This window comes from Bacillus spongiae (genome assembly GCF_037120725.1).
Lineage (GTDB): Bacteria > Bacillota > Bacilli > Bacillales > Bacillaceae_K > Bacillus_CI > Bacillus_CI spongiae.
Genome location: NZ_JBBAXC010000004.1, coordinates 203,708 through 222,521, shown reverse-complemented (window position 1 = coordinate 222,521; position 18,814 = coordinate 203,708). Strand labels below are relative to the sequence as shown.

Sequence of the window (18,814 nt, the reverse complement as noted above, 5' to 3'; positions counted from 1 at the left end):
TAGAATAGAGATTGTATCACCTCCCTTTAATGTTATCCTCCTTCAGCAACCATCTCTATTCTTTAAGACCCTAAAAAGTTACTTTTTAGGGTCTTTTTCAATTCTAATATATAGCTTAAGCTTGATTAATCAAAAATATTTATTCTATAATAAACATATGTTAAATTGAGGATAATATAGTATAATTTTGGGATTGTTAAGAGTGAAAAAAATCATCATAAAAAAGTGGGTTTGAGAATGAAATCATTGGAACATGAGCACTAAAACTCGTTAAGAAGAATAAGAGGTCCTCCATTGTGGTCAAACAGTTAAAATAGTTTTTTCACAACAAAGGAGGAGAAAAATGATGAATGATACGCGTTTTATAGAATTACTTAATGAGGTAAAGCAAGAGTTTTCCGGATGGGATTTTTCTTTTGTAACGGAGACAGGACGTATACAAAATGAGTTATTATCATGGTCTTACGGGAGCATCACTATGCCTGTCGTCAGAAAAGCGACTTCCTTATTAGATATGGGAACAGGCGGAGGAGAATTCTTTTCTTTATTGAGGCCATTTCCAGACAATGTATTTGCTACGGAAGGCTTTAAACCGAATATTCCGATTGCTAAAAAGAAATTAGAACCCCTCGGTGTGACGGTTCTTCCATTCGAAAAAGATAATGAACTACCTTTTACAAGTAATCAATTTGGTTTAATTATCAATAAACATGAATCCTATTGCCCAGCAGAAGTTAGAAGAATAAGTAAGAAAAATGGAATCTTTCTTACTCAACAAGTGGGTGGCTTGGATTGTAAAGAAATAAATGATGCATTAGGAATGCCAATTAATCAAGAATATTTAAACTGGAATCTTGATAGGGCTTTAAAAGAGCTAGAAGAACATCACTTTAATGTTTTGGTAAAAAAGGAAGAATTTCCAACACAACGCTTTTATGATATAGGAGCACTTGTATATTATTTAAAAGCAATACCTTGGCAAATCCCTAATTTCAATCTTGAAGATTTAAAGGAGCAGCTCTTTTCATTACATAAGAAGATAGAGAAGGATGGCTACTTTGATGCTAAGCAGCATCGATTCCTTATTAAAGCAAAAGCTATTTAGATGAAAAAGAGGATCTTAATTAAGATCCTCTTTTTAGTGCTTAAAAGGTGATATATGGGTTTGGTACGTAAAAATCGGCTTTGTTTTTCGATTAGAAAGGAAAGCCCACCTATAAAATGATGATCCGCCGGTTAAATTTCGATTGATTTAGGACGTTTTTAGTATTGTAGTCATTTTCTCCTATTGAGAAGAAGGTAGGTTCTATGACAAAATTATGAAATAAATATATTTTAGAGGGAATGGAGATGAAGAGGAAGAAAGTAGACATTTAGGAATTTTTGTGAGCATTATTAGTTGATCCAGCAATTGGTACAGGACTGTTGGAAAGGTGTAGAAAGATTTTTTAGTAAATGATTTTGAATCTTTTTCCTATAAAATTCGTATGAATAGATGTGCTTCACTTTTAACAAAGGAGAAGCTCTATTCAATTAACAATTTCATTTAATGTAGATTAGCGAAGGTTATAATCAAAAGGGGACTAAATTAATGAAACATATCGCTCGCATGTTAACCTACTTATTCTCTCTAATAATTGTTTTAAGCGGTTGTAGTCAGCCGATGAATAATTCCAATATAGAATTGTTTGATTATAAGGAATCTTATATTGGAGATAATAGCGCCGTAGGAGCAATTATTGCTAAATTACCAGCAGGAAAGAGCCTCTATAATTATTCGTTAGAAACGGATGAAAAGCCATTTGGTTTAGCGATTCAATATAAAGATTCCTCCCTTAATGAAGTAGATATGAATGAAACAATCATGTATAATGCTACATTTCTTTACGCTTTAATCCAAAATGTTGACAGAATTCAGTTTGATTTTCAGCATCGAGTATATGTCGTATATCGAGAAGATTTACAGAAATGGTATAGTAAAGACTTAAGGGAATTTGAAACAGAGCAAAAGTTAAAAGAGTTTATAAGTGAGTATATTCGTAATACGGAAAAGGTTGAAGAATTTTTCGTCACTTATTGATGTATATAAGCGTAGTGTTCTAGTCCGAATGATTAGTTCTAATAAAAATAAAATTCGTATTTGAAGAAGGTTTGGAGTGTGGGTGCTGATTGTGACCATGACAAAAAATAATAATGGTTGGATTCATAGAGGAGCATGAAGAAGCGATCTGGCTAAGGAGGTAATTTATGATTTTGTCCAAAAACCATTTTAAATTATTTGGGCAATCAACATTAGTTCTACTTACATTTTTTTTAACACTTTTTTTCATACTTTTTCTTTGTGGTCTATTATATTTTGCTATAATTTCACTTGTTTCAGACAACGATTTTTTACCTGATCCAGATGAGAAAGAAAAATCAATCAATATAAAGATTGATGGAACGGATATGAAAATGGTACACATGAACGATGTATAAGAGTAGAAGAAGCAATTGTGATTAAGGAAATGGGAATGTAGGAAAGTAATTAAAAATGTATTCTTGATTTATTGTTGGGAATTCCTTTCAAATTTTTTCCTAAGTAAAAAGAAACTTCCGAGTGAAGGAAGTTTCTTTTTGTAGTCGATTCTAAAATAACACATAGGAAACGACGAGATATAAAACAGCTATTAAAAAGGAAGGGGTCGTATATCTTAGCTGACTCATTGACTTTGCTGGGCGTATCAATAAATAAATCATCACAATGGTCATCACGAAACCTAATATGGCAATAAACACATGTGAAGAATCAACTGCTGAGAGAATAGGCCCTTTTCGATATAGAGCGTCTGTTAGTGCTAATAGTTGAATATTAAATAAGTTACTACCTAAAATCGACCCAATCGCCATATTGTAATTGGCTAGTTTAAATGCAGCGAGTACAGTCACGAACTCAGGTAATGACGTAGAGGCGGCAATTAGAAAGCTTCCTACAAAGCTTGCATTCATTCCAGTCGCTACGGCTAATTGATCTCCTGATATAGATAGGAGGCTACCAGCTACAAACACAACGATGGCGGAAATAATAAATCCTACTACAGCTTTGTTTAATGAAAGATCATTTGAAGAGGTGTCTTCTAGTTCGTCTGAATCACCCTTAGTAATAAACTTGACTGTAATAAAATACAATGCAACGATTATGAACATCTCTAATCCGACGCCGAAAATATTAACGGACTCGGGAATGATTAGTGAAGCAATAATAATGCCTAGAAACACAAGTCCAATCAGTGCAGAAGGAATATTTCCTTGATGGTTGACATTTTGAAATAATCTTCGTCTTCGATAAATTATATCGACAATTGCTAATATTAATAAATTAAATACATTGCTTCCTAACATATTTCCAACGGCAATATCAGGGTTATCGATGTAAACCGCTGTAATACTTGTCGTTAATTCCGGCAGTGAGGTAGCTCCAGCAATGAGAAAAGTACCAACCATTGCTCCATTTAAAGAGGATTTTTTACTAATGACATCACCAAATTGATTTAAATAAATAGCACCTCCGACAACGACTATAGCTGCCAAAATAAATACTGCATATAACATGTCCAATCTCCTTCCTGCCAGAACACAAAAAAGCCCTGGCACATAAATGTACCAAGGTCTTGCGTACTAAAAAGTATTGCTTAGCCTAATGAACCAGGTACTCAATGTACCGTAGTGACGATTCATCAGCCGTTTACCGGTCGCTACTCCCCTTGTTACTTCTACTATAGCTTTAATTGGAAGAGAAGTCAATCTTTTTCCATGATAAAAACAGTTTTAGTTGAAAAGACGTAGAATGTATTCCTTTTAATGTACGCCGATAAAGTGTAAGGTAATGACCTTTTTACGAATACCGGTATGTAATTGATCAGTAGCGGTCCATCCCGTTTAAACCTAGAGCAGTAAGCTATTAAGCTTAAATGAGGATGACCATATCCCTAAAGGTAAATTTTGTGTTTTATTAATAAAGTGTGAATGAAATTATTATTTTTACTAACGGTTTCATAAATCCACGTGTAATGATCACCCATTAAAAAGGCAATGACAGCTTCAGCCTCTTCTTTTTCTAATAGTTCATGTAAGGCTTTTACTTCCAAAAAATTAATGACCAAATGAAGATAGGTTGAAAATTCATCTTTTGCTCCTTTGGGGTAGCCTACAGGGACATGTTTATAAAATGTTTTTAATTCGTTAATTACGGCTTTTATTTGAGTAAAATTCAATACGGCATACCAATGAAGTTGCTCATGTATAAAGGTAGTCAGCAATAGATGGTCATTTTTTAGATACTTTGTATTAATTGTTAACGTTGGATGACTATGGGGTATTTCCACCATTTCATCAATAACAACCTGGTCTGTAAACAACCACTTTGATACATTGTATCTATCCAATAAAGAGTAGAGATTCCGGTAAATGATTTGTTCATTAGGGGAGTTATTTTTCGTTGTAATTTTCAACTCACTCATTACGATTTCTCCTATCCAGTTTACTTTCAATATAACAAGCATATCACGTTAAACCAACAACGACATGTGTGGATATAGTATATTCTTATAGGTAAATGATACATTCGTTTTCAGTAATGGGTTTCAAGTATTTCTGCAGGTAAAATAGATTATCCATACAATTAATATGATACTAGCTAACGTATTTCTCGGGTAGTTGTCATTTTATGTGAAGATAGATTGTTAGAAAATCTTGCTAATACCATTGTTTTCGATTATTTTTAAAGTATAGTTGTGAAAAGGGTGATGGAATGAGCTTTCATAATCAAAAGATTTTACCTGCCATTCGCAGCATGAAGGAATTTGAGAAAATGCTTGATAGCCCCTATCAATATGGTGTATTTCTAGATATGCAAATTGGCCATTTAAGAAGTGCTTATCGTTTGGCCAAGGAGCATCACCGACACATGTTTTTACATTTTGATTTAATTCAAGGATTAAGCCGAGATGAATTTGCTACTGATTTTGTTTGTCAAGAGTTTAAGCCGTTTGGGATTATTTCGACTAAGAGTAATGTTATTAGGCGTGCCAAGCAAAAAGGAGTATTAGCAACGCAAAGAACCTTTATTATTGATTCAAGTGCATTAAATCGTAGTGTCGAATTGGTCAATCAAAATAACCCTGATTTTATCGAGGTACTACCTGGAGTGGTACCGAAAATTATTACTCAAATGCATAAACGAACAGGTAAGCGGATTTTTGCTGGAGGTTTAATTGAAACGAGAAAAGAAGTTGAGGAGGCGCTACTTGCTGGAGCGGTCGCAATCACTACATCAAATCAGGCTTTATGGAAGGTGTATGAGAATAAATAGTATAGTAAGTTTTGAGAGCGCTTACGGAAGATGAGGGGGATAACAGTGGAAAAATATATTTTGTCATTAGATCAAGGAACAACAAGTTCACGAGCTATTATTTTCAATCATCAAGGTGAGGTAGTACATAGTGCACAAAGAGAGTTTACGCAACTATTTCCACAGCCAGGTTGGGTGGAACATAACGCGAATGAAATATGGGGATCGGTTTTATCCGTCATAGCAACCGTTCTTTCAGAAGCTTCGATTAAGGCGAACCAGCTTGCTGGAATAGGTATTACAAATCAACGTGAAACCACTGTAATATGGGATAAAGCTACTGGAGAACCTGTATACCAGGCGATTGTTTGGCAGTCTCGCCAAACAGCGGACATTTGTGAAGAGTTAAAGGAATTGGGGCATGAAGCACTATTTCGTGACAAGACAGGTCTGTTAATCGACCCTTATTTTTCAGGAACGAAAGTGAGATGGATTTTAGACCATGTTGAAGGGGTACGTGAACGGGCAGAAAGAGGAGAGCTCTTATTTGGTACGATTGATACATGGCTCATTTGGAAGTTATCAGGCGGAAAAGCACATGTCACAGACTATTCTAACGCTTCACGAACACTACTATATAATATACATGATTTATGCTGGGATGAGGAAATCTTAGAAATTTTAAACATTCCTTCTCAGTTGCTACCAGAAGTAAGGCCTTCATCTGAAATATATGCTCAAACTGTTCCCTATCACTTTTTTGGAGAAGAGATTCCGATAGCGGGTGCTGCAGGAGATCAGCAGGCTGCATTATTCGGTCAAGCTTGTTTTGAGGATGGGATGGCGAAAAACACGTATGGAACGGGTTGTTTTATGTTAATGAATACGGGTGAAAAAGCTGTTTCATCTAAGCATGGTCTGCTCACAACGATTGCATGGGGATTGAATGGAAAAGTTACGTACGCATTAGAAGGAAGTATTTTTGTTGCGGGCTCCGCAATTCAATGGCTTCGCGATGGATTACGCATGATTAAAGAAGCGAAGGACAGTGAGTTATACGCAGAGAGGGTAGAATCGACTGACGGCGTTTATGTTGTCCCAGCATTTGTGGGACTTGGGACCCCCTATTGGGAAAGTGATGTAAGAGGAGCGGTTTTCGGATTGACCCGCGGAACGTCCAAAGAGCAGTTCATTCGAGCTACTTTAGAATCGCTTGCTTATCAGACGAAGGATGTATTAGATGCGATGGAATTAGATTCAAACATTTCATTAAATACTCTTAGGGTAGATGGAGGAGCGGTAAAAAATAATTTTTTAATGCAATTCCAAGGTGATATTGTTTCGGTCCCAGTTGAACGCCCTGTCGTGAATGAAACGACTGCTCTTGGGGCGGCCTATTTGGCTGGATTAGCAGTGGGTTACTGGAAAAGTCAACACGAAATTTCGTCGCAATGGCAAGTGGATAAACAATTTTTACCGAGCTTGCCGAAGGAAAAGCAGCAGCAGTTATATGGAGGCTGGAAAAAGGCAGTCCAAGCAACGTTAGCTTTTAAATAAGGCGAAAGAATGATATAATTATGGTAAGTTAATATTTTGGTAGAGAATTGGAGAGACCTCACAGCAAAATGGATATAATGTCCATCTTGTTTGTTGAGGTCTCTTTTTGTGTATCGAAATTTGAAAAGAGGTAAGGTGAAGAAGCATGGGATTATCTAGCAGGAATCGATCAGAAAAAATCAAACTATTACAACAAGAGAACTATGACATGGTCATTGTAGGAGGAGGAATAACAGGTGCGGGAATCGCCCTTGATGCTGCTTCTCGAGGGATGAAAGTGGCATTAGTTGAAATGCAAGACTTTGCAGGGGGGACTTCAAGTCGCTCTACAAAACTTGTTCACGGTGGTTTGCGTTATTTAAAGCAATTTGAATTTAAGATGGTATCCGATGTTGGAAAAGAACGCGCAATCGTATACGAAAATGGCCCTCATGTTACAACACCAGAATGGATGCTTCTTCCTTTCCATAAAGGCGGAACGTTTGGAAGGTTATCGACTTCCCTAGGTTTAAAAATGTATGACTATTTAGCCGGTGTCAAAAAATCAGAGAGGCGTAAAATGGTCTCTAAAGAAGAAACCCTTCAACTTGAGCCGCTATTGAAAGAAGAAGGATTATTAGGAGGTGGATACTACGTAGAATACCGAACGGATGATTCTCGTTTGACGATTGAAGTGATGAAAGCAGCCGAAGCAAATGGGGCGAATGCATTAAATTATGTGAAAGCATCACAATTTGTATACGAACAGAGTAAAGTAGCAGGCATTGAAGCAAAGGATTTAATTTCAGGAGAGGTATTTGAAATTCGTGGTTCGAAGGTCATTAATGCAACCGGTCCCTGGGTAGACGAACTGCGGAGCAAAGACCATAGTCGAAATAATAAAAAACTTCGGTTAACAAAAGGCGTTCACCTTGTCATAAGTGGAGGGAAATTTCCGCTACAACAATCTGTGTATTTTGATACACCCGATGGACGTATGGTTTTCGCGATTCCAAGAGATGGAAAAACATATGTAGGGACAACTGATACTTTTTTTGATTCAGACAAAGCTTCCCCGAAAATGACAGAAGAAGACCGAGATTATATTTTACAAAGCATATCGTATATGTTTCCTAAAGTATTGCTTTCAAAGGAGGATGTTGAATCAAGCTGGGCTGGTATTCGACCACTTATTTATGAAGAAGGAAAAGACCCATCTGAAATATCTCGAAAAGATGAAGTGTGGGAGCATGAAAGTGGCGTCATTACGATTGCTGGCGGAAAGCTAACAGGCTATCGAAAAATGGCTGAAGATGTCGTCAACTTAGTCACAAAACGATTAGCAGAAGAGAAGGGTAGTTCTTTTCCCCAATCTCAAACGAAACACCTTCCGATTTCTGGAGGTGATGTTGGTGGATCTGAGGGTTTCGAGCGATTTATTCAACAAAAAGCAGAGGAATCTGCACACTATGGCCTCTCTTCAGAGGAAGGAAAAAAGCTTGCTAGCATGTATGGGAATAATGTTGATGAACTCTTCCGGCTTGTGAAAGATTATCAAAACCAAAGAGGCGATAATACCTTACCTCCATTAGTTTTTGCCCAGTTAGAATATGCAATGAACGAGGAACTAGCGTATACACCATCCGATTTCTTTATTCGGCGTACAGGTGCACTCTTTTTTAACATCGATTCCGTTCGAAAATGGAAAAGGCCTGTCATGAATCGGATGAGGGATTCTCTGAAATGGACATCTAAGCAATTTCAAGATTTTGAAAATCGATTAAACAAAGAGCTAGTAGAAGCAGTGGAAGCTACGGTAGAATAAAAGAAAAAGGGGTGAAGAGGATGAAGGAGACAACGGGATTCTTAAAAACAAGAGATGATCATCACATCTATACGGTGGCATGGGAAAATGAATCTACGGAACCGAAGGCAATTCTTCAGCTTGCCCATGGTATGGCTGAGCATGTAATGCGGTACAAGGAATTTGCAGAGTACTTAGTAGAAAACGGTATTTATGTAGTTGGAAATGATCACAGAGGTCACGGACGAACAGCTGAAAAAAATGGAACCTTTGGGTACTTCGCTGACGACAACGGATTTGAACATATTGTAGATGATCTTCATGAGGTGAATGCTTTTATTAGAAGCCAATACCACGGTGTACCTATTATTTTATTTGGTCATAGTATGGGATCATTTATTGTGAGGAGATATATTCAACGCTATCACGACCGACTAGAAGGTGTGATACTTTCAGGGACAGGTGATTTTTCTCCTTTTATGGGGACAATCGGAAAATTTTTAGCTACTCGTGTAGGAAAGAATAAAGGTTGGAAAAAAACCAGTCCGTTGTTGGATAAACTTTCTTTCGGCCAATTTAATACGCAGTTTTCACCGACAAAAACCCCATTTGATTGGTTATCTCGTGATGAATCTTCAGTCCAACAATATATAGAGGATGAGTATTGTGGGAAAATATCTACAACAAGTATGTTCGTCGATTTAATCGAGGGCCTTCGGTTGATTCATAAAGAAGGTGAAGTAAAGAATATTCCAAGGGATGTCCCATTCCTATTCATTAGCGGAGAAAAAGATCCAGTTGGTAGACAAACAAAAGGTGTTCAGAAAGTTATTGATCAAATGCAACGGTACAGTGAGTATGATATCGTTTCCTATTTTTATTCTGAAGGCAGACATGAAATGCTTAATGAAGTAAATCGTAAAGATGTGTTTGAGGATATTGTTAATTGGATCAATCAATTATTAGCTAATACGGTAACAGTAAATAAATCATCACTTCTCAAGTAGTGAATTACTCCGAGAACCTACCAATCTAACTGAGGGAATAGGCATCCGTTATTGGTGGAGCTTTTAATACTTGGGCCAATTCAATAGATTATTCGTTAACAAACTTGATTTATCATTTCGCACATAGTTATTTCGGTAAAATGGAATAGTAAGGTTGAAAGATGTATCAACATTTTATTAGTTCTATAAAGAAAAAACCTCCTTAATAGTAAATGAAGGAGGTTTTCTTATGGGGATTCATGTTCAAGGATGTAAGGGAAGTAGGGCAATTAAAAACAAAAAACCTGAGCTCTATCATTACTGAGCTCAGGCTTGAAAAATCAGTTTATTGCTTCTTTTCGTTTGAACTGTAGTAGAACTTGGCACTAATGGATCCATCTTCGTTTTCTTTAATATCCGTTACATGAATTCCGGAATTAGCTGGAGTTGAGCTATTTCCTTTCCAGAAATAGTATGAGCCAGTATGAACATTACTTGAAACTGGTGTGAGCTTGTCTCCAGTTTTGAAGAAGTCACCTGCGTCTCCTCTGTTTTCATTTTTCTCTAAATCATATTTTCCATCTGCTTGTAGAATGGATAAACCATAATGTGTTACAACTGTACCATCACTTGCCGTTTCGCTTTGGTTGGACTGGAATCGTTTGTTCATCCAATTTTCAACATTATTAGGTCGGAAGCCAGCAGATTGATATAGCTCGATAATGTTTTCATCCACATGCCATGCGACTAAACCATGTGAGTCTTCTCCTTGGCGAATTAGCCCCTTGTTAAATCCACTTTGTTGAATGTTCTCGAATAAGAAGTATTCAGTACCATTTGAACCAGGTACTTCCATTTTAACGATACCATTTTCCGCAGAAGCCTTGTCGATTGAAGGTAATGTAATCTCTTGTACACCATCTTCAGGTTTAACATCAATTGGCTCTGCCCAACCTAAGAAAATTTTAGAGAATGGATCAAAGTGAGTTGGTGAGTTGCCAGAGTATGCTGGATCATTTGGGTAACGCATCCAAGAACCACCGGCCATCATGGAGTAGTTTCCTACACCTTCAGATGAATAAACGGTGTCATAGAAATCCGGCAAGCCAAGAACGTGTCCGAATTCATGAGCGTAAACACCAGTTTGAGCAGGGTATGGACCAGTCTTTAATGAATCATCATAACTTTCAGTGTCAAGGTCATAACCTGCAACATTTCCGCCAATACCAGGCTGGATGTTATAGTTGTTCACGACGACCCCATCAAACGTCATTTCCTCAGCAATCGTTTTATCAATCCAATCTCCTTGACTCATACCCGCATGCTCATCTGCAGTTATACCAGTTTCATAGTATTTACCGTAGTAAAGGGCACTTAATAAACTCCATTTATGAGACCAGAACTGTGCTGGGTCACTACTAAATTCAGCTCCTGTCCCTTCATGGATTACAAATATATTTGGAACTTCACCGTTTTCAGCATACTTTGCGAAATCTACTTGATCGTCGGCAGCTCTTAGAAGGTCACGGATAAATTCACCAGTATGAGCGTCACCGTTATCATTACCATTGACATATGTGCCATTTTCAGCATACGTTCCGTCTTGATCTAAATAGTATGAAGCTCCTTTAGGTAACTCAACCCAAACAAATTCCGTATTTTCTTTACGTACTAGATTTACCCTATCATTACTAGATTCTTTATAAGCATTTTGCATCGTGCGGTCTTTTGGTACGTCTGGACCATCGTACTGCTTAAATTCATCGAGTTCATAAGGATTGTACTCTTCACCAAAAATTAAATCTTCATAGTATTTCGCTGGAACTTGTCCTGCGAAGTCTCCAATAGGTTCATCCCCATCTTTATACTTGGCCAATAAAACAAGGACTGGTACATCACCAGTAGCTTCTTTGTAGGCAACAGAATGGTCACCCGCTTGCTGAAACTTTTTCCCATGATTTGCGATTTTTTCAGCTGGGTCTACTTTAGACACATCTACTCCTAATTCTTTCGCTTTTTGGGTTAATTCAGGAGACGCACCTACATAGTGACCAAGGCTTAAATCATATTGGCTGCCGCTTTCTTTATCAGCGGTATCACTTAGTTGGAAGCCTGCTAACGCAATTCCACCAGCAATAGTAAGAGCTAAACCTTTTTTTGATAGCACTTTTAACAAGAACAACACTCCTTTGTAATTGAGATAATTTAAATATATCAGAATAGTCAGTTATTCGACAAGTAGTTTATTTTATTTTTTCCTAGTAAATTGATAAGTTATATAAGAATTAATAAATATCACTCTGTTATTAAAAGAGTAGAACATAGTAGTGATGAGGAAATATTGAATTTTTTACCATTAAAAGAGTGAATTTTCTTTCATCATTGACGATTACATTTAATTGGAAGTTAATGGCGTGAGGTAATAAAAAATATTTTGATACTAATAGTATTTTTACGTATATTAGCCATTTGGCGAGGGGAAAAGGAATAGTTCAATTTGCTTTCGTAACAATTGCAGCATGTTATGAAGTACATCGTGATGAAAAGCTTTTACCATGATACTACACTGTAACCTATTATTGCTTACCTATCATTCGAACTCTCCTTTTGCAGAAAACGTAGTGAACATGAACAATTAAATACAAACTTATACTCTTTAGATTATGGAATAACCAAGAGACCCTATGGAAGGTTCCCTATAACAATGAAATATATAAAGGATTAGCATAATTTCAAGAACTGGTAACGAGACGCTAATACAAAGATTTCTATTTTGTCTTTGCTGAAGTTTTAAAATGAGAATAATGGGTCATTTAAGGCAGAGTTATTGCGAAGTGTCATCTAACCTATTTCAATCAACTTGGTCAGCTCATTTTATTTAAATGAGTTGATATATGATGCAATTTGTTTTGAATGGAAGATATTAATGCAGGCGGGTTGATAGAAACAATGGACTTACCAAAGCGCATAAAATATTCAGAGATGAAATCTTCTTCGTTCCCATTGTAGTAACCCGATATGATATAACGGTCATCTGTTTTTTGAATGGACATTGATGGATAATGTTCCTTGTCAAATAAATCCTTTCCTTTATTTGTTACAATTACTGTGAACGGAATCGCATTCTCTTGCTTGTGATAATCTTTCTCTAATAACAATAATAAATCCTCTAGTTTCGATGGATTTTGTTTTTCAGCCAATTCTAGTGATACTATTTTATCGCATCGGAGATTTTGGACGGTTTGCTTAGAAAAATTGTACATTTTAGCATACCATTGACCAAATTTAGAGTTGATTTTAATAAACTGACCTGTAATTCTTATTTTTTGTTTTTCTTTTGAATAGGAAACTTGATAAACTTTTTCCTCAATAATTCCCTGAATCAACTCTTTTAGATAAGGATTAAAATTGCTATGGTCGGTCTTTTCCAGCTCGATTAACCTCTTCATTTTCTCAATATTATTGCTCACTTGACTTGGTAATACTTGTTTAAGTTTATCCTCTAATTTATTTATTTCGTAGTCAAATGGTTTTGCCTTGTAACCGTTTAAAGTCAACATAGCGAAATAAATCGCATACATTTCATCCACTGTGAAGATGATGGGAGATAAGATACGATTATCTAATACTACATACTTTCCACTTCTACCTTGTTCAACATATAGGGGCATTCCTAATAATTCTAATGAGTGTACGTCTCTAATCGCAGTACTTCTAGAAATATTATACTTTTCCATTAAATCCTTAAGGTTAAAAGTTTTTTTATTATTGATGAATTGCAGCATATCATTTAATCTTTCAGATTTATTCATCGTAAAACTCCTTAAAAGGTGTCATGGTTTGATACCTTTTTAGTGTATCCTAAAAGTGTAAAAAATAAAAGGAGGTCTTTACAATGACTTTAGAGGTTGTCGTTTTTTTATCTATGAATGGAAAGGCAAATGAAGCACTACGTTTTTACAAGAAACATCTAAATGCAAAAGAGTTACTAGTTGTGACCTATTCAGATATGGCGAAACGGGATCATTCACTTGTATTAACAGAAGAAAATAAAGATTACATTTCCCATTCAGTGCTTGAGGTTGGAAAAACGAAACTAATGATTGCAGAAGAAACGATGTTACCAAGTGAGTTGTATAATGTAGGAAATAATATTTCTCTTTGTATTCAAAGTGCAAACTTAGTAGAAATACAAAGCTTTTATCAGAATTTAACAAGTGATGAAAGGGTTCAAATTATTACCCCTCTTTGTCAAAATGTTTTCAGTGAAGCTTACGGTATTGTCCGAGACCCATATGGTATTCAAATTCAACTAATGTATGACCCTCGTTTAAAATAAGGCTCCGTTAAACAATATTGTTGATATTAATTTTTACAAAGGACTTCTATTTAATGAAGTCCTTTGTACTTTTTTATTACATTCCTAAAACGGAGATGAACTTATTAGAATCACTTTTTTTCATCTATCCAAGAATGGAATTCGGTAATCATCAAGATGAGTTGCAAAATATTGGTGTAATAGTTTTCCATAAACTCTTCCTCAGAATAGGTGAACGGAAACCCTAAAACCTCTTTCAAAAATTGTGCGCTAGGATTATTAACTAGATATTGTTTTATTATTTCAGACTGGTTCACTTGCAGAATATGATGTGAGAGATTTGGTAAAAAACTCTTAAAGGCGATATTGGTTTTCGGTACTAAGTTTCTTTATCTCTTTAATAATTTCCTTTAATACTATCCGAATATTACTCGCTCTCATTCATTTTTCTATATCAATCGTTTTGTTCAAATTTCAACAGAGTTATTAAAAAGAGCCTAAAATAAAAATAGTATAACAATAATGTAATATTAATATATTCTTTTTGTAATCTGAGAAAATATCATCTTTGTATAATTTGTGTTATCATGTGTGTTTAAAGAAAAGTATATTTCTACTTTTCTTTAAACACACAAAAAATAGAATACTTCATGAATTAAATTGAAGATAGGAGTTTATTAAAAAATGAAGAAATTAATAACGTCGATTACTCTAAGCGCTTCCCTAATTGGTTTATCAGCTTGCTCTATTGGTGATGATGTAGTTGTAAAAACGAATGCAGGTAACATCACTCAAGATGACTTGTATAAAGAATTACTTGAGGTTAATGGAGCAGCTGTTTTAGAAAAAATGATCCAAGAGAAGCTCCTTAAAGACAACTATTCTGTTTCTGAAAAGGAGATAGATTCTGAATTGAAAACGGTAAAAGAGCAGTTCTCTTCAGATGAGGAATTTGAAGCAGCTCTTGCAAGTAGTGGTCTTGATGAAGACACTTTTAAAGAACAAATCGAAATGAATCTTCTGCAAGAAAAGGCAATTACGGATGGCGTAAAAGTCACAGATGAAGAATTAAAAACATATTTTGAAGAAAATAAAGATGAGTTCACATTAGCAACAGCTTCTCATATTTTAGTAGAAGATGAAAACACAGCCAAGGAGATAAAGAAACAATTAGAGGATGGGGAAGATTTTGCTAAAATAGCTCAAGAAAAGTCTACCGACCCAGGCTCAGCTCAAAACGGAGGATCCCTCGGGGAATTTAAAAAGGGTGATATGGTTCCAGAATTCTCTGAAGTTGCTTTCTCTATCGAACTTAATAAAATAAGTGAACCGGTAAAATCACAATTCGGTTACCATATTATCAAGGTGACAGAACGTACAGAAAAAACATTTGATGAAAATAAAGACGAAATAAAAGATCAATACTTAGTTGCCAATGCTAAGCCTATTTCAGAAGTAATGGATAAACTAAAAAAGGATGCTGAACTTAAGGTAGAAGACAAGGAACTACAAAAGGAAATCGATAAGTTATTATCTAGTACACAAGGTTAATAACATCAACTACTAAAAAACAACGATATGACATTATCGTTGTTTTTTTCGTAATTAATAGAAAACCATTCGATCTCACTTTTCTTTTGTTAACACCTATAAAAATTGTTTTATTTTTACAAGCTTTCACTCACTCAATCCTATATACGAAATGCGAAGCGTGATCATCCCCTTGTATTAACACAAGAAGATATAGCTAACATTTCCCGTCCTTGAGGTTAAAAAAACAAAATGATGAGCAGAAGAAATAATGGTACTTATTGAGTTGTACAATGTAGGGTAGAACATTGCACTTTGGCTTCAAAGTGCAAACTTAGTAGATATACAAATATTTACTACAATTCAACAAGTGATGGAAGAGTCTAAATTATTACCCGTCTATTTAAAATACTTTAAGCGACACTTATGGTGTTCTAATTCAACGAATATATGACCCTCGATTAAATGTATCATCAAATCCATATAGAATTTCGAACGGTTTATTTCAAATTGTTCTCCCATTTTGAGGGTGATAACTGAAATGTCATGTTAAGAAAAACGATATTTTTTTATTGAAAAACAATAAATACTATAATATGATATAGTCAGTTGTTATGAAGAGTTTGCGAATTCAAGTTGAGCACTAATTTTTTTAGTAGTTGTTCCTTTTCCACTTGTTTGTTCACCATCATATAGCAATTCTTCTTCCACTAAATATAGAAATGAGGAGGAAGTGTGTCATTGATTTTCTTACTGGGTTTTATAGGTCTATTACTAGTTATAATCTTTAGAGGTTCAATCATTAATCTAGTGAGTCATGACAATTGGTTAGTGTGTAAGTTAAAAACGGCTATATGGTTTCAAAATGCTCGCTTCGGAGGAATGTTTTTATTCATCATAAATGCCATTCTCTTTTTTACGACAGGTCTCATCCTTTTTGGATTGACCTTTCTCACAATTCCTTTTCTTCATTTGTTTATTATCATTTTCGCTGTACTCGGAAGTCTTTATTTTTGGATCTCCGTTCATAAAGCTTGGATAGGAACAAGGCAAGGGCGTCTTATGCTAGGGATAATAGGAAGTAGTTTTTATATCATTTTAACAATTATATTCATCTATAAGATTGTAACATTGACGCCGTCATATCCTGGCGAAGATGTCACGATGATCTTTATAGGGTGGATGATGGCCATTACCGTCACGGGAGTTGCGGCGATAATGTGCTTCTTCAGTACGGGTTTTTCTAACGACCCAGTTAAAAGTCAAAAATAAATTAATTTGTTTCCTCGCTTTATCAGTTTTGACTCATTAACGAGCTGAAATAAGGAAAGAGATTATATAAATATTGAAACATATAGAGGTGATTGCAATGCTTGGGAAAAACGTGTTAATTACAAGTGGAGGATGTATTGAAAAATGGGATCAAGTTCGTGGACATACGAATTTAGCCAAAGGGACAATAGGAAAAATGATGGCAGAAGAAGCGTTAGCAAAAGGCGCAAATGTAACGTATTTACATGGTTATTTTGCTGAAAAACCAACCATAAAAGAGGGACAAAATCTATCGCTCGTACCGTTTGAAGGAATAATAGACTTACAGGCCAAAATGAAGAGCATAATTGCATCGAACCGAATTGATGTGGTCATAATGGCTGCTGCAGGATCGGATTGGATCATAGATAAAGTACTAGGTCAAAACGGGGAAGTGTTATCCCAACAAGGCAAAATGAGTAGTGATAATCCTCCTATTATCCATTTTAAAAAAGCTCCCAAAGTACTTAAACAAATAAAAGAATGGGACCCTAATGTCGTGTTAGTGGGGTTCAAGCTAGAAAGCAATGCGGATAAAAACCTTCTTATAGATAAAGCGAAAGATAGAATGGCTACTTCGAAGGCTGATTTAATGATTGCTAATTTCTCTGACTCGTTAAATACGTCTCAAGCCGAGCACTGTATTATTAATCAAAAGAATGAAATCACTGAATGTTGTAGTAAAGAAGAAACAGCAAAAACAATTATTCGATTTGTTGATCCATTTCTTAAATCAAAATAGTAAACGTTTTTGTAATAAATACACTAGAAAAGGCCAGTTCAAAGAAAAAGAACTGGCCTCCTTATCGTGACAATATCATAATAATTAAATTTACAATGATTTTAGTGTATCAATCACTTCTGTTGGTTCCATTCGTTTAGTATAGTCAGGGTTTACCGACGCCATCTTGATTTTACTATCAGATCCAATGACAAATGTGCCTGGAACAGGTAATGTCCAAGTATCACTATTGTTAGATTCCTCTAGATTAATGCCAAATCCTTTATACACTTCAATCAAATAATCTGGTAAACGGAATAACAAATCATACTCATTAATTACTTTAGCCCCAGCATCACTTAAGACAGGGAAGGCTATCTCATGCTTTTCCTTCATAGATAAAGAATGATCGGGCGTTTGAGGGCTGATGGCTATTAATTGAGCACCTAATGCTTCAAATTCTGGTAAGGCTTGCTGATACGCACGTAGTTCTAAATTACAATATGGGCACCATTCCCCGCGATAAAAAATTAAGACAACAGGACCGCTTTTTAACTGCTCATTAAGGTTTACTTCTTTACCAGTAGCGTCTTTTAAAGCAAAATCAGGGGCTAATTCACCAGCTTGTAACCCTTTTGCTAAATCGGAGGTAGCTAACTCCGTCGTTGCCTTTACCATCTTATCTAAAATTTCTTGAGGAATTTGCTTTACTGCATTTTCGTTATATGCCTTTAGTTGTTCTGCTAATGTCGTCAAAACCATCACTCCTTATTATGATTAGTAATGTAATTTGAAGTACGAATATTTATCATACAAGATATCAAAAAGTACTTCTAATAATATGTTTAAAAAAGGGATTTCTATTCTTAAACAACATCAGTTTACAACTGATTTGTTCTTATTTCTGTCATCTAGCTTACACATTTGTTTTTTTATTAATAGGTCAATATGTATTTTTCTAACATTTAAATGAGAACGATAGAATGAAAGAGAAATATGACCCTCTTTCCTAATTAAATCCACTGCATCTTACACTCGTCTTCCCATTTGGAAGTGATATATTGACTGAATTAATACAAAGTCATATCAAATATATTTTAGCATGTGAAAACCCATATAAAAATAATTTACATGGCATTAAAGGTCGGATAATTGGTATTTATTTTTTTGAGTAAAGGGAGATAATGATACGTTAACCAGACTTCACGACAAATGATAAACAGGGAAATTATAGGAGGATATCTATTGTAAGATAAACTATCTTCCTCATTTGACAATC

The 18,814-nt window shown here is 35.3% G+C and carries 16 protein-coding genes; 11 read left to right on the top strand and 5 right to left on the bottom strand.

The annotated features are described in order from the left end of the window. Positions 1-343 precede the first annotated feature (343 nt). The 3 genes from WAK64_RS06915 to WAK64_RS06905 all read left to right on the top strand — a co-directional run bounded on the left by WAK64_RS06915 (position 344) and on the right by WAK64_RS06905 (position 2,478). Positions 344-1,105, top strand: a complete 762-nt coding sequence (locus WAK64_RS06915; RefSeq protein ID WP_419465902.1) for an SAM-dependent methyltransferase — start codon at positions 344-346, stop codon at positions 1,103-1,105. A 486-nt stretch (positions 1,106-1,591) separates the two neighbouring features. Next, positions 1,592-2,080: a DUF4825 domain-containing protein gene (locus WAK64_RS06910; RefSeq protein ID WP_336586217.1), complete on the top strand. Its 489-nt coding sequence runs from the start codon at positions 1,592-1,594 to the stop codon at positions 2,078-2,080. Between the two features lie 167 nt (positions 2,081-2,247). After that, entirely contained in the window at positions 2,248-2,478 is a 231-nt protein-coding gene (locus WAK64_RS06905; protein ID WP_336586216.1) for a hypothetical protein, read from the top strand. A 150-nt stretch (positions 2,479-2,628) separates the two neighbouring features. Here the strand turns inward: WAK64_RS06905 and WAK64_RS06900 are convergent, their stop codons facing one another. Beyond that, positions 2,629-3,591: a sodium:calcium antiporter gene (locus WAK64_RS06900; RefSeq protein WP_336586215.1), complete on the bottom strand. Its 963-nt coding sequence runs from the start codon at positions 3,589-3,591 to the stop codon at positions 2,629-2,631. A 377-nt stretch (positions 3,592-3,968) separates the two neighbouring features. Then, a complete protein-coding gene (locus WAK64_RS06895; RefSeq protein WP_336586214.1) occupies positions 3,969-4,499 on the bottom strand; it encodes a hypothetical protein in 531 nt (176 codons plus the stop codon). 290 nt (positions 4,500-4,789) lie between these two features. On the opposite strand from WAK64_RS06895, the gene WAK64_RS06890 reads away from it, so the two are divergent. The 4 genes from WAK64_RS06890 (at position 4,790) to WAK64_RS06875 (ending at position 9,676) form a co-directional block, all read left to right on the top strand. Then, positions 4,790-5,350 (top strand): glycerol-3-phosphate responsive antiterminator, encoded by a 561-nt coding sequence (locus tag WAK64_RS06890; RefSeq protein WP_336586213.1) that lies wholly within the window; start codon positions 4,790-4,792, stop codon positions 5,348-5,350. Positions 5,351-5,395: 45 nt separating this feature from the next. Continuing rightward, positions 5,396-6,886, top strand: coding sequence for a glycerol kinase GlpK (gene glpK / locus WAK64_RS06885; protein WP_336586212.1), 1,491 nt, complete (start codon positions 5,396-5,398; stop codon positions 6,884-6,886). Positions 6,887-7,031: 145 nt separating this feature from the next. Further along, entirely contained in the window at positions 7,032-8,690 is a 1,659-nt protein-coding gene (locus WAK64_RS06880; protein WP_336586211.1) for a glycerol-3-phosphate dehydrogenase/oxidase, read from the top strand. 20 nt (positions 8,691-8,710) lie between these two features. Continuing rightward, positions 8,711-9,676, top strand: coding sequence for an alpha/beta hydrolase (locus tag WAK64_RS06875; protein ID WP_336586210.1), 966 nt, complete (start codon positions 8,711-8,713; stop codon positions 9,674-9,676). A gap of 325 nt (positions 9,677-10,001) precedes the next feature. On the opposite strand, the gene WAK64_RS06870 is transcribed toward WAK64_RS06875, so the two are convergent. Both WAK64_RS06870 and WAK64_RS06865 read right to left on the bottom strand, forming a co-directional pair. Further along, positions 10,002-11,822, bottom strand: a complete 1,821-nt coding sequence (locus WAK64_RS06870) for a M6 family metalloprotease domain-containing protein (RefSeq protein WP_336586280.1) — start codon at positions 11,820-11,822, stop codon at positions 10,002-10,004. Positions 11,823-12,519: 697 nt separating this feature from the next. Beyond that, positions 12,520-13,467, bottom strand: a complete 948-nt coding sequence (locus WAK64_RS06865; protein WP_336586209.1) for a helix-turn-helix transcriptional regulator — start codon at positions 13,465-13,467, stop codon at positions 12,520-12,522. 83 nt (positions 13,468-13,550) lie between these two features. Here WAK64_RS06865 and WAK64_RS06860 point away from each other — a divergent pair, with 83 nt between their 5' ends. The 4 genes from WAK64_RS06860 (at position 13,551) to WAK64_RS06845 (ending at position 17,556) form a co-directional block, all read left to right on the top strand. Beyond that, complete coding sequence (locus tag WAK64_RS06860; RefSeq protein WP_336586208.1) at positions 13,551-13,994, top strand: VOC family protein; 444 nt, start codon at positions 13,551-13,553, stop codon at positions 13,992-13,994. Positions 13,995-14,657: 663 nt separating this feature from the next. Next, positions 14,658-15,524: a peptidylprolyl isomerase gene (locus WAK64_RS06855; RefSeq protein WP_336586207.1), complete on the top strand. Its 867-nt coding sequence runs from the start codon at positions 14,658-14,660 to the stop codon at positions 15,522-15,524. A 720-nt stretch (positions 15,525-16,244) separates the two neighbouring features. Next, positions 16,245-16,775 (top strand): hypothetical protein, encoded by a 531-nt coding sequence (locus WAK64_RS06850; protein WP_419465901.1) that lies wholly within the window; start codon positions 16,245-16,247, stop codon positions 16,773-16,775. Between the two features lie 97 nt (positions 16,776-16,872). Continuing rightward, positions 16,873-17,556, top strand: a complete 684-nt coding sequence (locus WAK64_RS06845) for a phosphopantothenoylcysteine decarboxylase domain-containing protein (RefSeq protein ID WP_336586279.1) — start codon at positions 16,873-16,875, stop codon at positions 17,554-17,556. Between the two features lie 90 nt (positions 17,557-17,646). Here WAK64_RS06845 and WAK64_RS06840 read toward each other — a convergent pair whose 3' ends face one another. Beyond that, the gene (locus WAK64_RS06840) at positions 17,647-18,297 is read right to left on the bottom strand and encodes a peroxiredoxin-like family protein (RefSeq protein ID WP_336586205.1); all 651 of its coding nucleotides are present in this window, start codon (positions 18,295-18,297) and stop codon (positions 17,647-17,649) included. Positions 18,298-18,814 lie beyond the last annotated feature (517 nt).

Bases quoted from the DNA above. Each gene is read 5' to 3' on its own strand.
- WAK64_RS06915 (WP_419465902.1), top strand. From the start codon at position 344: ATGATGAATGATACGCGTTTTATAGAATTACTTAATGAGGTAAAGCAA.
- WAK64_RS06910 (WP_336586217.1), top strand. From the start codon at position 1,592: ATGAAACATATCGCTCGCATGTTAACCTACTTATTCTCTCTAATAATT.
- WAK64_RS06905 (WP_336586216.1), top strand. From the start codon at position 2,248: ATGATTTTGTCCAAAAACCATTTTAAATTATTTGGGCAATCAACATTA.
- WAK64_RS06900 (WP_336586215.1), bottom strand. From the start codon at position 3,591: ATGTTATATGCAGTATTTATTTTGGCAGCTATAGTCGTTGTCGGAGGT.
- WAK64_RS06895 (WP_336586214.1), bottom strand. From the start codon at position 4,499: ATGAGTGAGTTGAAAATTACAACGAAAAATAACTCCCCTAATGAACAA.
- WAK64_RS06890 (WP_336586213.1), top strand. From the start codon at position 4,790: ATGAGCTTTCATAATCAAAAGATTTTACCTGCCATTCGCAGCATGAAG.
- WAK64_RS06880 (WP_336586211.1), top strand. From the start codon at position 7,032: ATGGGATTATCTAGCAGGAATCGATCAGAAAAAATCAAACTATTACAA.
- WAK64_RS06875 (WP_336586210.1), top strand. From the start codon at position 8,711: ATGAAGGAGACAACGGGATTCTTAAAAACAAGAGATGATCATCACATC.
- WAK64_RS06865 (WP_336586209.1), bottom strand. From the start codon at position 13,467: ATGAATAAATCTGAAAGATTAAATGATATGCTGCAATTCATCAATAAT.
- WAK64_RS06860 (WP_336586208.1), top strand. From the start codon at position 13,551: ATGACTTTAGAGGTTGTCGTTTTTTTATCTATGAATGGAAAGGCAAAT.
- WAK64_RS06855 (WP_336586207.1), top strand. From the start codon at position 14,658: ATGAAGAAATTAATAACGTCGATTACTCTAAGCGCTTCCCTAATTGGT.
- WAK64_RS06845 (WP_336586279.1), top strand. From the start codon at position 16,873: ATGCTTGGGAAAAACGTGTTAATTACAAGTGGAGGATGTATTGAAAAA.
- WAK64_RS06840 (WP_336586205.1), bottom strand. From the start codon at position 18,297: ATGGTTTTGACGACATTAGCAGAACAACTAAAGGCATATAACGAAAAT.